The 20699-nt window shown below is 53.4% G+C and carries 22 protein-coding genes; 10 read left to right on the top strand and 12 right to left on the bottom strand.

What is annotated here, in order from left to right; all coding sequences use genetic code 11:
• Positions 1-47 precede the first annotated feature (47 nt).
• Entirely contained in the window at positions 48-1031 is a 984-nt protein-coding gene (locus H7U12_RS16335) for an acyl-ACP desaturase (RefSeq protein ID WP_186639969.1), read from the top strand.
• 125 nt (positions 1032-1156) lie between these two features.
• Here the strand turns inward: H7U12_RS16335 and H7U12_RS16340 are convergent, their stop codons facing one another.
• The gene (locus H7U12_RS16340) at positions 1157-1444 is read right to left on the bottom strand and encodes a DUF427 domain-containing protein (RefSeq protein WP_194362556.1); all 288 of its coding nucleotides are present in this window, start codon (positions 1442-1444) and stop codon (positions 1157-1159) included.
• 277 nt (positions 1445-1721) lie between these two features.
• On the opposite strand from H7U12_RS16340, the gene H7U12_RS16345 reads away from it, so the two are divergent.
• Entirely contained in the window at positions 1722-2822 is a 1101-nt protein-coding gene (locus H7U12_RS16345; RefSeq protein WP_186639971.1) for a vWA domain-containing protein, read from the top strand.
• 56 nt (positions 2823-2878) lie between these two features.
• On the opposite strand, the gene H7U12_RS16350 is transcribed toward H7U12_RS16345, so the two are convergent.
• Positions 2879-3049, bottom strand: a complete 171-nt coding sequence (locus H7U12_RS16350; protein WP_186639973.1) for a hypothetical protein — start codon at positions 3047-3049, stop codon at positions 2879-2881.
• A 333-nt stretch (positions 3050-3382) separates the two neighbouring features.
• Here H7U12_RS16350 and H7U12_RS16355 point away from each other — a divergent pair, with 333 nt between their 5' ends.
• Positions 3383-4927, top strand: coding sequence for a sigma 54-interacting transcriptional regulator (locus H7U12_RS16355; protein ID WP_186639975.1), 1545 nt, complete (start codon positions 3383-3385; stop codon positions 4925-4927).
• 217 nt (positions 4928-5144) lie between these two features.
• On the top strand, positions 5145-5900 hold the full coding sequence (locus H7U12_RS16360; RefSeq protein ID WP_186639977.1) for a ZIP family metal transporter: 756 nt from the start codon (positions 5145-5147) through the stop codon (positions 5898-5900).
• A 128-nt stretch (positions 5901-6028) separates the two neighbouring features.
• Here H7U12_RS16360 and H7U12_RS16365 read toward each other — a convergent pair whose 3' ends face one another.
• The 5 genes from H7U12_RS16365 to H7U12_RS16385 form a co-directional block, all read right to left on the bottom strand.
• The gene (locus tag H7U12_RS16365; protein ID WP_186639979.1) at positions 6029-6487 is read right to left on the bottom strand and encodes a peptidylprolyl isomerase; all 459 of its coding nucleotides are present in this window, start codon (positions 6485-6487) and stop codon (positions 6029-6031) included.
• Positions 6488-6739: 252 nt separating this feature from the next.
• A complete protein-coding gene (rsgA, locus tag H7U12_RS16370; protein WP_186639982.1) occupies positions 6740-7663 on the bottom strand; it encodes a ribosome small subunit-dependent GTPase A in 924 nt (307 codons plus the stop codon).
• Positions 7660-8916 (bottom strand): 3-deoxy-D-manno-octulosonic acid transferase, encoded by a 1257-nt coding sequence (locus tag H7U12_RS16375; protein ID WP_186639984.1) that lies wholly within the window; start codon positions 8914-8916, stop codon positions 7660-7662. The genes rsgA and H7U12_RS16375 overlap by 4 nt, the downstream gene beginning before the upstream one ends.
• A gap of 331 nt (positions 8917-9247) precedes the next feature.
• The gene (locus H7U12_RS16380) at positions 9248-9877 is read right to left on the bottom strand and encodes a peroxiredoxin (RefSeq protein WP_186639986.1); all 630 of its coding nucleotides are present in this window, start codon (positions 9875-9877) and stop codon (positions 9248-9250) included.
• Positions 9878-10198: 321 nt separating this feature from the next.
• On the bottom strand, positions 10199-11476 hold the full coding sequence (locus H7U12_RS16385; protein ID WP_186639988.1) for an aspartate kinase: 1278 nt from the start codon (positions 11474-11476) through the stop codon (positions 10199-10201).
• A 124-nt stretch (positions 11477-11600) separates the two neighbouring features.
• On the opposite strand from H7U12_RS16385, the gene fbp reads away from it, so the two are divergent.
• Complete coding sequence (fbp, locus tag H7U12_RS16390; protein WP_186639990.1) at positions 11601-12635, top strand: class 1 fructose-bisphosphatase; 1035 nt, start codon at positions 11601-11603, stop codon at positions 12633-12635.
• A gap of 103 nt (positions 12636-12738) precedes the next feature.
• Here fbp and H7U12_RS16395 read toward each other — a convergent pair whose 3' ends face one another.
• The 3 genes from H7U12_RS16395 to yihA are packed head-to-tail and all read right to left on the bottom strand — an operon-like array spanning position 12739 to position 14254.
• Entirely contained in the window at positions 12739-13203 is a 465-nt protein-coding gene (locus H7U12_RS16395; protein ID WP_186639992.1) for a DUF5606 family protein, read from the bottom strand.
• 27 nt (positions 13204-13230) lie between these two features.
• A complete protein-coding gene (locus H7U12_RS16400) occupies positions 13231-13611 on the bottom strand; it encodes an energy transducer TonB (protein ID WP_186639994.1) in 381 nt (126 codons plus the stop codon).
• 28 nt (positions 13612-13639) lie between these two features.
• A complete protein-coding gene (yihA, locus tag H7U12_RS16405) occupies positions 13640-14254 on the bottom strand; it encodes a ribosome biogenesis GTP-binding protein YihA/YsxC (protein WP_186639996.1) in 615 nt (204 codons plus the stop codon).
• A 381-nt stretch (positions 14255-14635) separates the two neighbouring features.
• Between yihA and H7U12_RS16410 the strand changes: the two genes are divergently transcribed.
• The 5 genes from H7U12_RS16410 (at position 14636) to H7U12_RS16430 (ending at position 19454) form a co-directional block, all read left to right on the top strand.
• Positions 14636-16576 carry an OmpA family protein gene (locus tag H7U12_RS16410; protein ID WP_186639998.1) on the top strand — a complete coding sequence of 647 codons (1941 nt, stop codon included), beginning with the start codon at positions 14636-14638 and terminating at the stop codon, positions 16574-16576.
• A 159-nt stretch (positions 16577-16735) separates the two neighbouring features.
• Complete coding sequence (ubiE, locus tag H7U12_RS16415) at positions 16736-17458, top strand: bifunctional demethylmenaquinone methyltransferase/2-methoxy-6-polyprenyl-1,4-benzoquinol methylase UbiE (RefSeq protein WP_186640000.1); 723 nt, start codon at positions 16736-16738, stop codon at positions 17456-17458.
• The gene (porT, locus tag H7U12_RS16420; RefSeq protein ID WP_186640002.1) at positions 17407-18159 is read left to right on the top strand and encodes a type IX secretion/gliding motility protein PorT/SprT; all 753 of its coding nucleotides are present in this window, start codon (positions 17407-17409) and stop codon (positions 18157-18159) included. The genes ubiE and porT overlap by 52 nt, the downstream gene beginning before the upstream one ends.
• Positions 18160-18166: 7 nt before the next feature.
• Positions 18167-18919: an SDR family NAD(P)-dependent oxidoreductase gene (locus H7U12_RS16425; protein ID WP_186640005.1), complete on the top strand. Its 753-nt coding sequence runs from the start codon at positions 18167-18169 to the stop codon at positions 18917-18919.
• A gap of 142 nt (positions 18920-19061) precedes the next feature.
• Positions 19062-19454, top strand: a complete 393-nt coding sequence (locus tag H7U12_RS16430; protein ID WP_186640007.1) for a VOC family protein — start codon at positions 19062-19064, stop codon at positions 19452-19454.
• A gap of 80 nt (positions 19455-19534) precedes the next feature.
• Here the strand turns inward: H7U12_RS16430 and H7U12_RS16435 are convergent, their stop codons facing one another.
• Together H7U12_RS16435 and cdd are read right to left on the bottom strand one after the other, a co-directional pair.
• Positions 19535-20191, bottom strand: a complete 657-nt coding sequence (locus H7U12_RS16435; RefSeq protein ID WP_194362557.1) for an alpha/beta hydrolase — start codon at positions 20189-20191, stop codon at positions 19535-19537.
• Position 20192: 1 nt separating this feature from the next.
• Positions 20193-20678, bottom strand: coding sequence for a cytidine deaminase (cdd, locus tag H7U12_RS16440; RefSeq protein ID WP_186640009.1), 486 nt, complete (start codon positions 20676-20678; stop codon positions 20193-20195).
• Between the last annotated feature and the right edge of the window lie 21 nt (positions 20679-20699).

A 20699-nucleotide genomic window follows, 5' to 3' on the forward strand; every position in this document is an offset into this window, starting at 1 on the left:
CATTCTGTGAAAAAGTAATATATTTGTTCTTCCATATCTAACGATGTATGATTAATAATGCTTTAGCCACCCGCTCAGAGGTGATGATATATGTGGAGAAATTTCTGGATACCGCGCTGCCAGAGTTCCTGAAATCGGTGGAAGACAGCTGGCAACCCGCTGATTTCTTGCCAGACACGCGGTTTGAATCCTTTTTTGACGAAGTGCGCGACCTGAAAGAACGCGCCAAAGGCCTTTCCTATGACCTGCTCGCCGTGTTGATTGGTGACACCATCACCGAGGAGGCGCTGCCTACCTACGAGAGCTGGATCATGAGCATCAAGGAAGTAAACACCAACCCCAATAGTTCTTGGATGAAATGGAACCGCGGCTGGACCTCAGAGGAGAACCGCCACGGTGATTTGCTCAACCGTTACTTATATTTATCGGGCCGCATTGACATGCGCCAGATGGAAGCCTCTACCCAGTACCTCATCGCCGACGGCATGGACATCCAGACCGATGATGATCCGTACCGCAGCTTCGTGTACACCTCGTTCCAGGAGACGGCCACCAACGTATCGCACCGCCGCGTGGGCGCGCTGGCCAAGCAAGCCGGCGAAACCACCCTGTCCCGGATCTGTAACTACATCGCCGCCGATGAGGGACGTCACGCCAAGGCGTACAAAACCTTCGTGAAGAAAATCTTTGAGGTAGACCCGTCTGAGATGATGGTGGCCTTTGAAGACATGATGCGCAAGAAGATTGTGATGCCCGCCCACTACCTGCGCGAACTGGGCATTGACCAGGGCCAGACGTTCGGGCACTTCACAGACGCGGCCCAGCGCATTGGCGTGTACACCTCCTCAGACTACGTGGAGATCATGGAAACTCTCATCCGGGAGTGGAAAATCTCCAGCATGACCGGGCTGAACGAAGCCGGCGAGCGCGCCCGTGATTACCTCATGGCCTTGCCTAACCGTCTGCGCCGCGTGGCAGACCGCCTGCGCGTGCCAGAACTGCAATACAAGTTCAAGTGGATTGACAGCTAAGCAACAGCCGTTTTAAGGCTCTTTTTACTAAACTACACAAGAACGCCCGGCAGATATTCTGCCGGGCGTTCTTGTGTATGAAGCATATTTTATACCTTAAGAGAAGGTAGGCGAGAGAGCTGTTTTTAGTTGGTGCTGACCACCTGCACGCCCTTCCAGAAAGCGATGAAGCCTTCAATGTCTTTGGCTTTCTCCTGGGGCTGCGGATAGGTCCAGGCGGCGTCTGGGTTTTCAAAGTGGCCTACCTGTAGTGAGTAATAAGAAGCCTCGCCTTTGCGGGAGCAAACCGAGTGTCTGGTGCTGGGCTTGAAGAACTCCCAGCGGAGAGAGGAGGGCGGGAAATAGTGGTTTCCGTCCACTTCAATGGTGGTATCGCTCTCTGCTAGAATGGTATTTTTCCAGATGGCACGCATAATGGTTGATAATGGTATTTTGTTTATAAAAGTATTGCACTAATTGATCTTGTTTACTCCTTTTTTGGCAGAAGGTTACCTTTCATAAGAACAATTGCGTTTACACGTTGTTAACCAGTTGGCACAGGAGCCAGAGGGGAGACACAGGATTTGGAGAGATCTTCCGGTAAGAAAGTTCCCTTGAACCGAGAAGAGGATGGTGTGCAAAAGCATACTACGCTGGGAATCGTCTTGTGTCTTCCGTCTTGTATCTTGTGACCCATCAAAAACTAGAACTATGGCAGCCGGATATAGATTTACCGATTTCGTGCCGGAGGAGCCTCAGGACAAAGGGTTTGAATCCCTGCTCCAGATTTTCCTCCAGTTGATTACCCTTACCGCCGGAGACGTGGCCGAAGCCATGTCCTGGATGAGTGAGCTGGACAAGCGCTACAAACTCACCGATGATGCGTATGGCCTGGGCGATTTTTTTGAGGACCTCAAGAAGAACGGCTACATAGACGACAAAGGCCCCGACGGGCAGTTCAAGCTACAAGCCAAAGGCGAGCAGAAGATCCGGAAAAGTGCGCTGGAAGAGATCTTCGGGAAACTGAAGAAAGGCGGCAAAGGCAACCACACCACCCCAAAAACCGGGATTGGCGATGAACCCTCCGCCGACCGGCGCGAGTTCCGTTTCGGGGATGCGCCCGAGCAGATTGAGCTCACCGAGTCCATCCGCAACGCGCAGATTCAGCACGGCATCGCCGATGATTTCTTCCTCACCGAGCAGGACCTGGAAGTAACCGAGCGCGAGCACAAAAGCCTCACCAGCACCGTGCTCATGATTGACATCTCGCACTCCATGATTCTGTACGGCGAAGACCGCATCACGCCCGCCAAGAAAGTAGCCATGGCGCTGGCCGAGTTGGTGAAGATTAAGTACCCCAAAGATAACCTGGACATCATCGTGTTCGGGAACGATGCCTGGCAGATTACGGTCAAGGATTTGCCGTACCTCATGGTGGGCCCGTACCACACCAACACCGTGGCCGGTCTGGAGCTGGCCATGGATTTGCTGCGCCGCCGCAAGACCGCCAACAAGCAGATCTTCATGATCACCGACGGCAAGCCCACCTGTCTCAAAGAAGGGCTGAAGTACTACAAGAACAGTTTCGGGCTAGACAGGAAAGTGGTGAACAAAACCCTGAATCTGGCGGCGCAGTGCCGTAGGCTGGGCATTCCCATCACTACGTTCATGATTGCCTCAGACCCGTACCTGCAGCAGTTTGTGGAGGAGTTTACCCAGGTCAACAACGGGCAGGCGTACTACAGCAGCCTCAAAGGCCTGGGTGATCTGGTGTTCCGGGACTACGGCCGCAACAAAAAGAAACGCATGTAACCGGTGAGCGTTTTGGGCTTGTTTTCGGGAAAGAAGCTTAAAAGTGAACTCGGCGGTTATTTTCCTTTTTTGGAACTACTGAGGAGGTTACCCCAGATGCCCCACCCAATGCTGATGGCAATCATCAGGTAAAAGACCGGTTTGTCAATCACGTGGGTCATGCGTAACGCAGCACCGATGACCGCCAGCAGAGTAGCCGCAAAATAAGGCAGGGAAGAAGTTTTCATGTGAGATCTGTAGAGCAGGAGAGTTTCTCGTTTAATGCAGTTTAGAGGAAAATAAGCCAAAAACGGACAGTTATGCGTGTAACCTTTTACGACCGGAGAAGTGAGAATAGATGGTCCACACGCTGCCGGTGAAAATAAGGCCCAAGGCAAGGTAGACGTGGGAGTTCCTGGTAAGGCACATCGCCACTCCGGCAAACGTGAGCAGACGGGCCAAAACCGAAAATAAAAACGAACGTGACTTAAAACGCATCATACTAACCTTGTTCAAGAGTTTCTTCTACAAGATACGTACTTTAAAAATCAATCAGCAATCAAACAACCAGCAATAGAAAAATGCTTTATTCCGATATACCTGCAGAGCAACTGCAAAAGATCAAGACCCTGGGCCAACTGAAGGCCGCCGGCTATGAGCCGCAAAGTGTGAAAGAAGAACTGCGCGTCAACCTCATCAAGAAACTGAGCAGCGGCGAGGAAGTGTTCCCCGGCATCTTCGGCTACGAAGAGACCGTGATTCCGGACCTGCAGCGCGCCATTTTGAGCCGCCACCACATCAACCTGCTGGGCTTGCGCGGTCAGGCCAAAACCCGCATCGCGCGCCTGTTGGTGCAACTGCTGGACGAGTACGTGCCCGTAGTGGCCGGCTCTGAACTGAACGATGACCCGCTGCAGCCGCTTTCGCGCTACGCCCTGGACCAGATAAGCCACCACGGCGACGACACGCCCATTGCCTGGCTGCACCGCGACGAGCGCTACACCGAGAAACTCGCCACCCCAGACGTATCGGTAGCCGATCTCATCGGCGACGCCGATCCCATCAAAGCCGCCACCCTGAAACTGCCGTACTCCGATGAGCGCGTCATCCATTTCGGCCTGATCCCGCGGGCGCACCGCGGCATCTTCGTGATCAACGAGCTACCAGATTTGCAGGCCCGCATCCAGGTGTCCCTGTTCAACATCTTGCAGGAAGGCGATATTCAGATCAGGGGCTTCAAGATCCGCTTGCCGCTGGACATTCAGTTTGTGTTCACCGCCAACCCCGAGGATTATACCAACCGCGGTTCCATTGTGACGCCGCTCAAAGACCGCATTGACTCCCAGATCATCACGCACTATCCTAAGTCCATTGAGATAGGCAAGAACATCACCAAGCAGGAGGCGCGCATCACCAATGCGCAGCAGGAGCGCGTGAAAGGCCACGAACTCATCCATGACCTGGTGGAGCAGATCGCCTTTGAGGCCCGCGAGAGCGAGTACGTAGACGCCAAAAGCGGCGTTTCGGCGCGTTTGACCATCTCGGCCTATGAGAGCGTGATCAGTGCCGCCGAGCGGCGCGTGCTGCTCAACGCCGAAGCCAGCACCCACGTGCGCATCGCTGATTTCCTGGCGGCGGTTCCGGCCGTAACGGGCAAGGTGGAACTGGTGTACGAGGGCGAGCAGGAGGGAGCGGGTGGCGTGGCCTACCGCCTGATGGGCAAAGCCATCCGGACGCAGTTCCTCAACTACTTCCCAGACCCAGACAAGTTCAAAAAGCAGAAAGACAAAGACCCGTACAAGAAAGTGAGTGGCTGGTTCTCAGACGGACACACGCTGGATCTGCTCAACGATGCCTCTGATGCCGAGTACAAGCGCGTGCTCAACCAGGTGCCGGGCCTCTCTGACGTGGTGGACAAATTCCAGCCGAACGCCAAAGGCGAAGCCGAGCATTTGTTCTGGATGGAGTTCTGCCTGCACGGTTTAGCCGAGTACAGCCTCATTTCCCGTAACCGCCTCACCGCCGGTCTGCAGTTCAAAGACCTGCTCAGCAGCATGTTCTCCGGCGGCGGATTCTCCCTGAGCGATGATGACGACGATGAGGACGAGGACAACAAGCGTTTTTAAGCCGTTTTCCTGAAAACAGATCCAAAACAAGAAAGGCAGAAAGCCGAGGCAACCCATGCTTCGGCTTTCTGCCTTTTTAGCAGGTAGGGTTATGTGCTGGCAGTGTTCTCTAGATAAAAGCGGCGGGCCTGTTTCACGTGAACTAACCGGGTGCTCACCCGTAGGAAACTAAGCCAGCCGGTACAGGGGGCATTTTGTGAAGTCAAAAAGAGAACTCATGCCGATCTGGTTACAGGCTACTTTGTGGGGTCTATTGGGCGGTGCGGCCCTGCTCATCGGCGCAGCCATTGGGTATTTCGCGAAGGTGAGCGTGCGGGTTTCTTCCAGCGTCATGGCCTTTGGCGCGGGCGTGTTGATCTCGGCGCTGGCGTTTGACCTCATGGAGGAAGCCTTTGAGACCGGAGGTTTTGCGGCGACCGCCATCGGGTTTCTGGCGGGAGCATTGGTGTACACGGGCGCAAACTGGATCCTGAAAAAGCAGGGTGCCCGCCACCGGAAACGCTCCGGCGAGCAGCAGGTCTCGGAGGCCGAGGAGGAGGGCAGCGGCCTGGCGCTGGCTATCGGGGCGCTGATTGACGGTATCCCGGAGTCCATCGCCATAGGCATCAGCATGATCTCGGGCAGCAAGGTGAGTCTGGCGGTAGTGGCGGCGGTATTTCTGTCCAATGTTCCGGAGGGGCTTTCCAGCGCCGTGGGCATGAAAAAGGCGCAACGGTCCAAAGCCTACATCTTTGGCGTCTGGGGCGGCATAGCGTTGCTCTCTGGCGTGGCGGCGCTGCTGGGCTACACGGTCTTCAGCGGGCTTCCGGCGGGCGTAATTGCTGCCACCACTGCCCTGGCCGCCGGTGCCATTCTGGCCATGATCACCGATACCATGATTCCCGAGGCCTTTGAAGTGACCCATGATTTCACCGGCCTCATCACCGTGCTAGGTTTCTTGACAGCCTTCGTGCTCAGCCATATCGGCGTTTAAGAAAAAACTCCGTTTTGGGGCCGTTTCCAGAAAACAGCCCCAAAACGGAGTTTTAAAGATTGCTGATTGTTAATTGCTGATTGTTGATTATCAAAACAATCAGCAATCAACAATCAGCAATTAAAAGATTATTCCTCGTTAACCACGATTTTCTCGATTCTATCGCCTTGGCGGATGTCATCGATCACGTCCAGGCCTTCTACCACTTTCCCGAAGCAGGTGTGGTTACGGTCCAGGTGGGCGGTGTTGTTGCGGCTGTGGCAGATGAAGAACTGAGATCCGCCGGTGTTGCGGCCCGCGTGCGCCATAGACAACACGCCACGGTCGTGGTACTGGTTGCCGCCGGTTAACTCGCAGTCAATTTTGTAACCAGGTCCGCCGGTGCCGGCCATGCCTTTGGAGCCCTCGCGGGAGTTAGGGCAACCACCCTGAATCACGAAATCAGGCAGTACGCGGTGGAAGGCAAGGCCGTCATAGAAGCCTTCTTTGGCCAGTTTGGTGAAGTTCTCAACAGTTTTAGGCGCATCGTTCTCGTAGAATTCTACTTTCATGACACCCTTGGGGGTATGGATTTCTGCGGTTTTCATTGTTTAATGTGCTAATTGATGAATGTGCTTATGTGCTATTTACCCGTACGGGTACACGTAAGTTCTGACAAAGGTACGTAATTTTAGAATGTGTGGCTTGGTGCCCGCTTTCCCGTTTCATTCCGTTTTGGACCTGTTTTCGTAAAAGCAGCCCCAAAACCAATCTTTAGCCTTCTGCTTTAAGCAAGGGCTTCAGCGTTTCGCCACCGCTTTTAAGACTCAGGACTACAGACTCAGAACTCAGAACTCCTGTTACCGGTGCGTGTCCTCGTCCTGCAGCAGACTCAGGTAGCTTTCGTAGCGCGGCAGCGCGATTTTGCCTTTCTTGACGGCTTCCTGCACGGCGCAGCCTGGCTCCTTCACGTGAATGCAGTTATCGTATTTGCACTTGTTCAGGCGTTCGCGCATCTCGGGGAAATAATGGGCAATCTCCTCGCGCTTCATCTCCACCACGCCCAGTTCTTTGATGCCGGGCGTGTCAATGAGATACGTGCCGGGCTCCACCTCAAACATCTCCGCGAAGGTGGTGGTGTGCACGCCTTTGTCTGAAAACGCCGAGATCTCGGAGGTTTTGATGTCTAGGTCGGGCACCAGGGCGTTCACTAGGGTGCTTTTGCCCACGCCGGAGTGGCCGGTGAACAACGAGACTTTCTGGGCCAGCAATTCCTGCACCTGCGGCAAGCCCTCGCCGGTATGCGCCGAGAGCGGATAACACGGGTACCCGATCTGGCTGTAAAGCTGCATCACCTGTTTCATGTAGCCCAGCGCATCTTCGTCATACAAATCCAGTTTGTTGAAGAGCAGCGTGGCCGGAATGTCATAGGCCTCGGCGGTGACCAGAAAACGGTCAATGAACCCGAAGGACGTACGCGGCGAGACCAGCGTCACCACCAGAAAAGCCTGGTCCAGGTTGGAGGCCACAATGTGCGCGTGGTGCGCCTTGTGCGTAGATTTTCGGATGATGTAGTTACGCCGCAGTTTGATGTCCGTGATCACGCCCTGGTTTTCACCGCCCTCGGGTTCCATGGTCACTTCATCGCCTACGGCAATGGGGTTGCTTACCTTTAAGCCTTTGTTTTTGAACTTCCCGCGCAGGCGGCATTTGTGCAGCAAGCCATCTGCGTGGTCGCGCACCAAATACCAAGAACCCGTCGATTTTACTACTGTGCCTGTCATACCTGGCGCGAAGGTAACCAATATTCCAACGAAGTTAAGATACGGTCCGTGGCGCCGGCCTGTTTCTGGAGGTAGGCTTGGGTAGTTGCCCTGATTTTTTGCAGCGCCGCAGGGTTGCCGTGCACGGCCAGAAACTTCTTATTCAGCTCCTGGGTGGATTTTACGCAGAACGCGGCCTGGGCATCCACCAGGTCTTTCGCCTCCTGGAACTTGGCGTATTTGGGCCCGAAAAAGATAGGTGGCCCGAAAGCGGCAGGCTCCAGCGTGTTGTGCAGCCCCTTCCCGAACGCCCCGCCCACGTAGGCGTAATCGGCGTACTGGTAGAGGCTGGAGAGCATGCCAATATTGTCGATGAGCAGAATGCGGTACGTGGCCACGGTGGCGGCATCGGCTTTAGAAAACCGGATAACCTGGCCGGGAAACTGTTCCTCAATCTCGCTTAATTCCTTGTCTTTGATCTCGTGCGGGGCCAGAATGAACTTGAGCTGCGGCACCTGTTCCTGCATAAAGGGGAGGAGCACCTGCAAATCTTCGGGCCAGCTGCTGCCAATCACCATGGTGGGCGCGTTGTCTTTGAACGCCTCAGCGAGGGGAATAGGCACCACGTTGGCGGCCGTTTGCAGCACCCGGTCCACGCGCGTATCGCCGGCGGTGCTCACTTTGGTGAAATTGATGCTCGCCAGTAACTGCGCCGATTCGGCGTTTTGGGTGTAGATATGGGTAAATCGCTCCAGAATACGGCGGTAGAAGCCGCCTTTCTTCCGGAAATAAATCTGGTTGGGCCGGAACAGCGCCGATACCGAGAATAGCGGGATGTGGCGTTTCCGGAGGGCTTTGGTGTAATGATGCCAAAACTCGTACTTCACGAAAACGGCCAGCACGGGGTTCACCAACGACAGAAACTGGTGTGCGTTATGGGCAGTGTCCAGCGGCAGGTAGAAGATAAAATCGGCACCGGTGTAGTTCTTCCGGACTTCATAGCCGGAGGGGGAGAAGAACGTGAGCACGATCTTGTAGCCGGGGAAGCGCTGTTTGAAAGCCTCTATGAGCGGACGGCCCTGCTCAAACTCGCCCAGGCTGGCGCAGTGAAACCAGGCCAAGGGAGCCGTGTTGGCCTGCAGCTTGCTGCGGATTTCCTCAAAAATCTCTTTCCGTCCGTTTACCCACTGGGCCGCTTTGGGGAGAAAAGGAGCGGCCAAGCGCACGCCCATCCCGTAAGCCCGAACTCCAACTTCGTATAGAATCTTTGACATCACGTAACGGTTTTATAATCCTGCAAACAGTGAGAAATCACTGATCCGTCTTCCTTGTCTGAGTTGCCTGTCAAGTAAAGATACAGGGTAATTGCCAAGAAGGCGTACTTTGAGCGGGAAAAATGCACCCAACTTAACTGGGCAGCTGATCAACTCCCTCCGGCAGCTACGTATGTTTTAAGCTTGTTTTCACCAAAAGGGCCTTAAAACGGAAGATTGGGACTCGCTTGCCTTCAAAGCCGAATAACGGCTTGGTGAACTTCACCGGGGCAATAAAAAAAGCTCCCGCTTTACACGGGAGCTTTTTGGTAACGAGCTATTCTCTAAAAGCTTAGTTGCCGGAAAGGTAGCTGGCTACACCCTCGTGGGTAGCTTCCATGCCTTCTTGTCCTTCTTCCCAGTTAGCCGGGCAAACTTCGCCTTTCTCCTCGAAATACTGCAGGGCGTCTACCATTCTCAGGGCTTCGTCAATGCTGCGGCCCAGGGGCATGTCGTTCACCACCTGGTGACGCACTATGCCTTGCTTGTCGATCAGGAACAGACCGCGGTACGCCACCGGCTCACCCACGAAGATCATTTCACCTTCTTCGTTGTAGTCATAGTGACCGGCCAACACATCATAGTTAGAGGAGATGGTTTTGGTGGCATCGGCTACCAGTGGGTACGTTACGCCTTCAATACCGCCTCTTTCGCGCGGAGTGTTCAACCAGGCCCAGTGCGACTGGTGCGTGTCTGTAGAGCAACCTACCACGGCTACGTTTTTACGCTTGAATTCCTCTAAACGGTCCTGAAACGCGATGATCTCAGTAGGGCATACAAAGGTAAAATCCATTGGGTAGAAGAAGAACACAACGTGTTGCTTTCCAATGTATTGGTCTAAAGAAAAATCCTCTTCAAATTCTAAATCTACTACTGCGGTAGCTTTAAAAGACGGTGCTTTTTTACCTACTAATACTGCCATTGTTAAAAAGTAATGTTAAATGTGTCTGTAAGAAAAATGCTTTGGCGTTTCCATTCGCGTGCCCACGCATTGTGGGCGCAAAGGTAACAGGTGGCGTTTTACCCTGCAATAAGGAAAGGAAATGTGTCTGTAAACTCTTCCGCGGGCGCGGTAACCTGCGGGAAACCGAGGCTGCGGGAAAAGAAATAATCCAATTCTGTTTTCTTGCTGAAAAGCTAGATCCGGAGCTTTGGCTACTCGTTGAGGATCAGGTGTTTCGGGGCTGTTTTCGCGAAAACAGCCCCGAAATGAAACCCGTTACATCAGCTGTTTCTCCGTGTTTTAATGCGGGAAGTTTTGGGTGGGCCGGCAGATAAACTGGAAGGTCTGGCGGCTGCGCTGCTCCAGCAGAATCTCCTTGCCGGTGGTTAATCTGTCCAGGCTGGCCTGGTCATAGTTTTTGATGGTGAACAGGTGCAGCGGCTGGTTGTAGAGAATGACAAACTCCTGGGTTAGTTCCTCCTTCAGGGCCTCTACTTTGGGCGCATCGGCGTCTACGCAGGTGGAGAAGGAGATGGCGGAATTCTGCATGAGGTTGATCTTGAGACGGTGCTTGCTCAAGGCCTGGAAAATGGAACTCAGGTGTTGCTCAGAGATGAACCCGAAGTCTTTGGTATGGAAGGAGAGCAGGCACTGGTTCTGTTTCAGGATAAACGAGGGCGCGATGCGGTCGTGCTGGCAGTTGCGGATCACGGTGCCCGGCTGCTCCGGGTGCAGGAACGATTTCACGTACAGCGGAATGCACTTCTGGGCCAAAGGCTGCACCGTTTTGGGGTGGATGACCGACGCTCCGTAGTACGCCATTTCAATGGCCTCCTGGTACGCAATCTCCTCGTACCTCACAGTGTCCTGGAAGAGTTTGGGATCGGCGTTGAGCAGACCCGGAACGTCTTTCCAGATGGTGAGTGACTCGGCCTCCAGGCAGTAGGCGAAAATGGCCGCGCTGAAATCAGAGCCTTCCCGGCCCAGGGTGGTGGTGGCCCCATCGGCCGTCCGGCCGATGAAGCCTTGCGTGATGATGGGTTTCTTCTCCAGAATGGCCGGGAGGTCGCGTTGGATCTGTTGTTGGGTGACGTCCCAATCCAAACGGCCTTCGCGCCAGGTGTCATCGGTGCGCAGGTATTCGCGGCAATCGAGCCAATGGTTGTCAAAGCCCTGGCTACACAGGAAATGGTGCAGAATGAGGCTGGAAAGCAGTTCGCCCACGCTGATGATCTGGTCATACTGCCGGTCAAACTGCGTTGGCTCCACGGCTGTTAACGTGTCCTGCAGATACGTGAATTGTTGCTGTAGCGCGGCGTACACCGGGTGGTCCTGGGCTGGGAAGAGTTCCTGCACCACCGCCTCATGGTAGCGTTGCATTTCCTGCAGGGTTTGGGTGTAATCCTCTTTCCGGTAGGCCTGGCCGAACATCTGTTCCAGGGCATTGGTGGTCTTGCCCATGGCAGAAACCACTACCACCGGTTTCTCAGAGGCGGGTAGCAGGGTAAGAATGCGAAGTACGTTCCTGAAAGCTTCCGCATTTTTCACGGATGCCCCTCCAAATTTATAAACTCTCATTTAAGGTCTGTTAATTTGAGATATTGTCAAAATATCCGTATGATATATCGGATAATTTGATATTTTTGTAATTATATAAGTAAGCTATCAGAAAACTATCCGTTCACCAATCCACCTTAATCCTATGACACTTAAAGAAAACCTGGCCCTGCCCGTTGGCACTACGCTTGACCGATTCATCATGCGCAAGCAAGAGGATTTCCCTTATGCCACTGGTGAATTGTCTCAATTGCTCCGCGACATAGCCCTGGCGGCAAAAATAGTAAACCGCGCCATTAACCATGCAGGTCTCACTGATATAGGCGGTGCTTACGGCAAGCAGAACGTGCAGGGAGAAGATCAGCAGAAGCTGGACGTAGTGGCCAATATCCGCTTCATACGCGCTCTGCGCAACGGAGGCGAGGTCTGCGCCATTATTTCTGAGGAGGAAGAGGACGTGATCCATACCGGAAATAAAAACGGAAAATACATTGTGGCCATTGATCCACTGGATGGTTCTTCCAACATAGACGTGAACGTGTCCATCGGGACTATCTTTTCCATCTACCGCCGCGTCTCTGAACTGGGCACCGAGGCCACCATTGATGATTTCTACCAGAAGGGCACCGAGCAGGTAGCCGCCGGTTACGTGATCTACGGTTCCAGCACCATGCTGGTGTATACCACCGGCTGCGGCGTGAACGGGTTTACGTACGAGATCTCCCTGGGGGAATTCTTCCTGTCGCATCCCAACATTACCACGCCCCAGAATGGCAACATCTACTCGGTGAACGAAGGCGGGTTCAACCACTTCCCCGAGAGCATCAAGCATTACGTGGAGCTTTGCCGCGTGCGGAACTATGCCGCGCGGTACATTGGCTCGCTGGTGGCAGATTTCCACCGCAACCTAATGAAAGGCGGCATCTACATGTACCCCAACACCCTGAAATCACCGGGCGGTAAACTGCGGTTGTTGTATGAGTGCAACGCTCTGGCTTTCATTGTGGAGCAGGCCGGCGGGAAAGCCTCTGACGGGCGCCACCGCATTCTGGAGATTCAGCCTTCTGAGCTGCACCAGCGCTGCACGTTCTACATCGGCTCCAAAGACATGGTAGACGAGGTGGAGAACCTGCTGGTGGCCCGCGAAAGACCGGTGAGGGCTTCCATGTTGCTGAGCTAATTTCAGAAAACGAAAAATAAAACAGCCCTACGCACCGCGGCCCCTGCCAAATGACAGGGGCCGCGGTGCGTAGGGCTGTTTCGGTTAAGAAGAGAGCCGCTGTTTATTCGGCAGAAGCCGATGGGGTTTCGTCTTCCTGGCTTGCGTCAGCGGTAGCCGTGTCTGAGGCGGCTTCTGCGTAAGGCACGAACTGGTTTACGATCTGGTACCATTGAACCAGCTTCTTCATGTCTGAGGCATACACCCGCTCCTGGTCATAGTCGGGCAGCACCGATTCCAGGAAAGAGGAGAGTTCCTGGGTGCTGGACTTGCCGTTCACCGGCAGGTCAGCGCCGTACTGGTTTCTGATTCTGTCAAAGATCTCGGCCAACGGAACGGTGTGTTCCTCATCATTGGTGTACATAGAGATCTCCTGCAGAATAGATACCCGGTTACGGGCTTGGGCTACGCTCCGGGCTGGTTTTTCGGTGAGGCTTTCAACAATGATTCCATTGCGGGTAGGCGCTACAATCTTGTAGAGGCCCGGCATACCAGAAATAGAAGCGATCTCTTTCAGGTCAAATGGCATAGAGGTAGGTTGGTTTAGGATGAATGATTATAGTTTGAAGCTGACGGGCACGCTGTATTCCTGGCTATACCCGGGAGCTTTGAATTTGAGCAGTTTTACCACCCGTAACGCTTCCTGGCCAGTGCCGCCGCCCACTTCCTTGAGAATTTTGGCATTGCTGATGACTCCGTCCTCGCTCAGGGTGAAATGGATGATGCAGGTTCCCATGACCCGGTTGCGCTTGGCCATGGCCGGATACTGGATGCTGCGCTGCAGATGCGCCACCAGTGAGTCCTGGCCGCCGGCATAGTGCTCCGCTACGGGTAGTTTGCCGGTTTGGGCGGCTGCGGCTGGTTTCGCGGTCTGGGCAAAAGCCCCAGACGTTACCAACGCGAAGAGAGCAGCTACGAAAATGTGTTTTACGTTCATCTTTTAAAAATTAGGCTTTAAACAGCACTCAGCCCTGACGCTCTTCATGATACCGCTGGTTCACGTCACTGATGAACTGAAGAATTTCTTCCCGTCCTTCCTTGGTGCTGGAGGAGCTCTTCATGTACATCGGCAACTCTTCCCAGGTTTCCTTCAGCGTCTTAAGGTAGAGCGCAATGTTCATATCAGTTTTCGTGCCAGACTGCTTGTCTGTTTTCGTGAAGATAAGCACAAAAGGCACCCCCATGGTTCCCAGAAGTTCCATAAATTCCAGGTCTGCTTTCTGGGGTGGGAGGCGGGAGTCAAGCAGCACGAACACGCAGGCCAGGTTGGGGCGGTTCTTCATGTAGTAAAGAATCATCTTCCGCCAGGCCTCCCGGGAGTCTTTGCTCACCTTGGCCCAGCCGTAGCCTGGTAAATCCACCAGGTACCAATCATCATTGATGAGGAAGTGGTTGATCAGCTGGGTCTTGCCCGGGAAAGAGGAAGTCTTGGCTAATTTAAGCCGGTTGGTGAGCATGTTGATGAGCGATGACTTGCCCACGTTAGAACGCCCAATAAACGCATATTCCGGCAGGTCTGTCTGCGGACATAAGTCAGCACGGGTGTTGCTGGTAATGAACTTCGCATCTTTAATGACCATAATTACTTTGTACGTTTATTAATAATTGCAAAGGTATCAAATAAACCGCTAAACCCTTCAGAATCTCACAATAGCCGGAATTAAGAGGATATTTTATGAGAAATAGTAACCATTTGACACAAATCGCAGTATCGTAGGGCTGACAAGTGCAGCGGATATGATTATCAGGTAAGATAGATTTTCTATATATTGCGGCACTTTACTAATAATAGCCTTAAAATAATTTAGAAACAGGGGTTTAATTTCTTAGATTTTTGAATATTATTGTGGTTCCCTTAGTCCTCCGCCATCAATAGAAGAGAAGCTAACCAGATGCCCACCCAAAACAATTTTTCCATTTTTGCGCCTAATAAGTAGCTACTATACCTAAACCTTTACACTATGAATCACTTAGACAAGCGGTTGTTTAGAACATCTTTCCTTTTTCTGACACTGTTTATCATGGCTTCCACGGTCATGGCCCAGAGTACCCGTAAGCTTATCCGGAGTGGAGATAAAATGTTCAACCAAGCCAATTTCCGGGCGGCATTACCGTACTATGAGCGCGCCCTGGAACGTGATCCGGATAATGCGAAGGCCATGTATCGGGCGGGTATCAGCTACATTGCCTTTGACAAGGAGAAAGCAAGCGAGTACATCTACAAAGCATACAGAATGAAGCCCAAAGTTGGGGATGATGTTCTGTATTGGTTAGGTAGAGTAGATCTTGTGAACTATGAGTTTGACAACGCCATCAAAAACGCGCAGGCGTACCAGGCTACCCTGGGCAAGCGTGACGACGAGGGAAAAGAGCAGGCTGCTCTTTTGTTGCAGCACGCCCGTAACGCCAAAAAAGAAGTAGCCAACCCCAAAGACATCTTCGTGAAAAACCTGGGGCCAACGGTAAACACCCCGTACTCTGAGCACAGCCCCGTTATTTCTTCTGATGACAACTACCTGTTGTTCACGTCCCGCAGCGCGGGGGTGACCGGCGGAAAAGAAGCAGAAGACGGTGAGTACTTTGAGGATATCTTCGAGACCCGCCGTTTAGGTATTGATCAGTGGGAAACCCCTAAGTCTTTGAGCGGACGTTTGAACGGTACCGGCCACGATGCTTCCATTCAGTTATTTGACAACGACAGCAAACTGTTGATGTACCGCCAGGACGAAGGTGGTGATATCTTCATGACCAGCCGCGACGGTGGTGACTGGGGACAGCCGCAAAAATTAGGCAAGAACATCAACACCAAAGGCTTTGAATCTGATGCCTTCATCTCTAGAGACGGTTCTACCCTTTATTTCTCTACGAGCCAGTACTCACAAAACGGTGACCTGGATATCTACTACGCGAAGCGTCAGCCAAACGGCGAGTGGGGTGAGCCTAAGAACTTCGGGAACGGTGTGAACACGCCTTACGATGAAGACAGCCCGTACTTCACGCCAGATGGTTTAACCATGTATTTCAGCTCACGCGGTCACTCTACCATGGGTGGTTATGACATCTTCACCATGAGCTTTGATACCGTGGCCCGCCGTTGGAGCAGACCAGTGAACATGGGCTACCCTGTGAACACGCCTGATGACGATACGTACTACCGCTTGAGCCCAGATGGTTCTTACGCCTACCTTTCTTCTTACCGCATGGGTGGTTACGGCGAAAAAGACATCTACACCATCAACTACATCCGGAACGCCAACGTGCGTGGCCATGTATACAGCCTGCGTGATTCAACCATCATCCCCGGCGTAGAACTGGTATTCTCCGGTAAAGCAGCCAACAACACGCCACTGGAGTATCGTGATGTGACCAAGCCAGATTCAGGAAACTACCAGGTGTCTGTGCTTTCAGCGCGTCCGTACCAAGTGACCTTGTCTAAAGACGGCAAAACCATTGCCACAGAGCAATATGAAGTGCCTATGTCTTTGAACGACACCACTACCTTTGAGAAAGACTTCTACATTGCCTTTGAAGATACCACTGGTATTGGCACCGGCGCGTACGCCTTCAAACGCATCTACTATGACACAGACAAGTACAACCTGCGTCCTGAGTCTATCTCTGAGCTGGACAACATTGTACGAGTAATGAAAGCTAATCCAAACCTGCGTATCTCCATTGACGGTCACACAGATTCACGTGCCTCAGACGAGTACAACGTGACCTTGGGTGAGAACCGCGCCATGGCTGCTTACAACTACCTGTTACAGCAAGGTATCCCTAGCAACCGCCTCATCACGGTTTCTTACGGTGAGCGTCGTCCGGCTGCCCCGAACACCTCTCCTGAGAACATGCAGTTGAACCGCCGCACTGAGTTCAACGTGATCAAAAACGCAGAACAATAAGAGAACCCGTTTTCGCGTTCCTTTTTGGAAAACGGCAAAGAAACAGCGCCCCGGTCATTTGGCCGGGGCGCTGTTATTTATAGGAGGGCACCGGGCAACATAATGGAGGAAATCTAGTTTATGCATAGTAGCTTTGCCCCCTTAACATAAACGTAGTGCATGTCAGTAGTTCCGTACAAAGACCAGGAAGAAGGTAAGAAAACGCAGGTGGCGCAGATGTTCAACAGCATTGCCAAACGCTATGATTTTCTGAACCATTTCCTCAGCGCAGGAGTAGACATTTACTGGCGCAAAAAAGCGGTGAAGCTGCTGGAGCCCATCAAGCCGCAAATGGTGCTGGATATTGCCACCGGAACCGGCGATTTCGCCCTGGAAACGTTGCGCCTCCAGCCCAAACAGATCATCGGGATTGATATCTCCGAGGGCATGCTGGAGGTAGGCCGCGAAAAAATCAACAAGCGCGGGTTAAGCCATCTGGTTCAGTTGCACCTGGGCGATTCAGAGAATATCCAGTTCCCTGACAATCATTTTGACGCCATCACGGTGGCCTTTGGAGTGCGTAATTTCGAGAACCTGGAGAAAGGCCTCTCGGAGATGCTGCGGGTGCTGAAGCCGGGCGGCATGGTGGTGATTCTGGAATTCTCCAAGCCGCAGGCGTTCCCCATGAAACAAGGATACAATTTTTACTTCAAACATATTTTACCCGTTTTCGGGAAACTGATCTCAAAAGACAATTCCGCCTACACGTACCTGCCCGAGTCTGTGCAGGCGTTCCCGGATGGCAATAACTTCCTGAGCATTTTCCAGAGAATCGGCTTTAAAAACACAAAATGGCATTCACTTACCTTCGGCATCAGCTCCATTTACACCGGAACAAAATAACCGTTTTCTTATTTCTGCTGCTGCTGGGCGCAGGCCAGCACGCCACGGCGCAAGGCAAGCTCAAAGGCGAGAACCTGCCCGGCTATGAGTACAAAAAGCTGCGCTGGGGTTTCTCTCTGGGGTTGAACGCCTCTTGGTACCAGCTGGAGCATTCGCAGTACTATGTAGACCTGATGAAATCTGAGCCTGAGTTTTCCATGAATGAGAAGACCGGCATCGGGTTCAACGTCAACTTCATTACGTCTTACCGGCTTTCTCCCAACTTCTCGTTGCGGGCGCAGCCGGGCGTGGGCTACCACAGCCGGATCATTGAGTACAAAGGCGTGCCCGCCGATGACAACACCGCCGGGGGCGAAATCAACCAGGAGATCAACACCTTTGCCGGGGAACTGCCTTTGCTAGTGAAGTATGAGTCCAAGCGGCGCAAGAACACGCAGATGTATTTTGTTGCGGGCGTGAAGCCCTCGCTGGTCGTGGGCGGCATGAAGAAAGGGAACGACATCCTGCAAGTCAAGAACATGGATTTCGCCATTGAGTATGGCGTAGGGCTGGATATGTTTTACCCGTTTTTCAAGTTTGCGCCGGAGATCCGGTTTTCCAGGGGCATTGGCAACCTGCACAAACCCACCAACAGCGTCTTCAACAACAGCATCCAACAGCTGAACACCAACACCATCACCCTGTACCTCAACTTTGAATAAGTCGCGTATGAACCAAAAGATTGCCTTGGTGACCGGAGCCACCTCCGGTATTGGTAGGGCCACCGCCGTTAGCCTGGCGCAAAATGGATTCAAGATCATCGCCACCGGCCGTCGCACGGAGCGTCTCCAGGAACTGGTGCAACAGTTTGGCGCAGAAAACATTTACCCGCTGGAATTTGACGTGCGCGACAAAGAAGCCGTGCGGGCTGCCATTGCAGGGCTGCCCGCCGAGTGGCACAGCATAGAGGTGCTTGTCAACAACGCCGGGAACGCCCACGGGCTGGCCCCTTTCCAAAGCGGCGACCTGGATGATTGGGAAGCCATGCTGGACATCAACGTGAAAGGCCTGCTGTACGTGACCAAAGAAGTGCTCCCCATCATGATTGAGCGCAAAGCCGGTCATATCATCAACATTGGGTCCATTGCGGGCAAAGAGGTGTACGCCAACGGAAACGTGTACTGCGCCAGCAAATTTGCCGTAGACGCGCTTTCCAAAGCCATGCGCATTGACCTGGTGCACGAAGGCATAAAAGTGTCGGAGATCAACCCCGGGGCGGTGGAAACCGAGTTCTCAGAAGTGCGCTTCAAAGGCGACAAAGAACGCGCCGCCAACGTCTACAAAGGATTTGAACCGCTGCTCGCCGAAGACCTGGCAGAACTGATTCTGTTCATGGTGACCCGCCCCAAACGTGTGAACTTAGCCGAGGTGCTGATTCTGCCCGCGGCCCAGGCATCGGCTACCATCATCAACAAACAGTAACTGCCTCTTAAATAAAACAGAAAGGCTCACCGGTGTTACCACTGGTGAGCCTTTCTGTTTTGGGGCCGTTTTGCCGAAAGTAGGCCCAAAACGAACATCTTTCACGTTGGCTTTTCCGTTGCAGGAGAAAAGACGAAGCCCGATGGAATTTACCCAAATAAAGGAAACGTGTCTCTACGTGCAGGACCTGGACCGCACCGCCGCGTTCTACACCCAGGTGCTGGACTTGCCGGTGATTGGCCAGGTAGCCGGGCGGCATGTGTTCTTCCAGGTGGGCAGCTCGGTGTTGCTGTGTTTCAATGCGCAGAAAACCCGCGAAAGCAAAGACCTGCCGCCGCACTTCGGGCAGGGGCAGCTGCACCTGGCATTTGAATGTAACGCCGAAGAGTACGAGGCCTGGAAGGAAAAGCTGCGGCAAGCCGAGGTACCCATTGAACACGAACAGACCTGGCCGCACGCGCGCCAATCCTGCTACTTCCGGGACCCCGATCAGCACCTGCTGGAAATTGTGGTGCCCGGCATCTGGGAGAAATGACCCTGCTCCGCCGTTTAGATGAAAGTTACTTTAAGCCTTGTTTTGCGAAAACAGGCCCAAAACGGTTCCCTGCACCGGGGTTAGGACGAGCTTTGATTTTTGAGTAGCCGCAACACTTCCTGGTTTAGTTCGTGCTTTCCGGCAAAGGTGATGACCTCTGGGTGCAGCCCGGCCGCTTCCACCCGGACGAGTTGCGCCTGAACCTTGTCATCGGCTACAAAGGGATCTTGCAGGCCATAGACGTAGGTCAAATGGGTTTGCGAAAGGGTACGGCTGGCCGAGGTTATTTCCATGTCCTCGGGGAACACGCCCGCCCAGAGCACCAGTTGCTTCATGGGCCATTGCGCCTGCGCCAGCCAGCGGCAGGCGGTGGCACCTCCCTGCGAGAAACCCAGCACGTGCAACTCCGCATCAGGTGCCTCGTTCAGGGCCATTTCCCGCACCTGGTTCAAATAGTTTATATAATCGGTGATCTCGTGCAGGCGTTCTTCTTTCGTCATCCAGGTGGCACCTACGCGGCCGGAGAAGCCCTCCAGGTAAAACCTTGACAAGCCTTCCGGCGCCAGCACGGCAGTCTGCGCATCAGTTATGCCCTCAAAATGCCTTATGAAATAGCGGGCCAACTGCCCATACCCGTGCAGAACGATCCATAGGTGCCTGGTCTCAGGGGAAAGCGTGCCCAGTTGGTGGAGGTGCGCCGTGCGAGGTACGGAAATGGTGCGATGAATGGCGGCCAAATCAGAGCTGATCTTTGGTGAACATAAACGGCAGCAAATCCTCCACCGATTTCAGGCGCGTGATTTTTCCGTCCTCGGCCTGCATGATGAGCCGGATAGGCGCGTTCTGCCGGTTTTGGTACTCGGCCATAACCTGTCGGCAAGCGCCGCAGGGACAGGCTTTCAGGAAATGGGTTTCGTTTCTGCGGCGTACCGTCACCGCCATCATCTCCATCTTTTTATCAGGGTGGTTGGAGCCTACGCCAAACAGCAAGGTGCGTTCCGCGCAGAGACCGGAGGGGTAGGCGGCGTTTTCCTGGTTGGTGCCCTGGTGCAGGCTGCCATCCGAGAGGAGCAAAGCGGCACCCACCAGGTAATTGGAATAGGGAGCGTACGCCTTGTCGGTGGCTTGTTGGGCCAGGAGGAGGACCTGCCGTTCCTGAGGGGTTAATTCATCGGGGGAAGACACTACCTCATAGGTAATGGTGTGTTGTACTTGTTCTATCATAGGGTGCGGATTCCGCACGAG

Source organism: Rufibacter sediminis (assembly GCF_014269285.1).
GTDB lineage: Bacteria > Bacteroidota > Bacteroidia > Cytophagales > Hymenobacteraceae > Nibribacter > Nibribacter sediminis.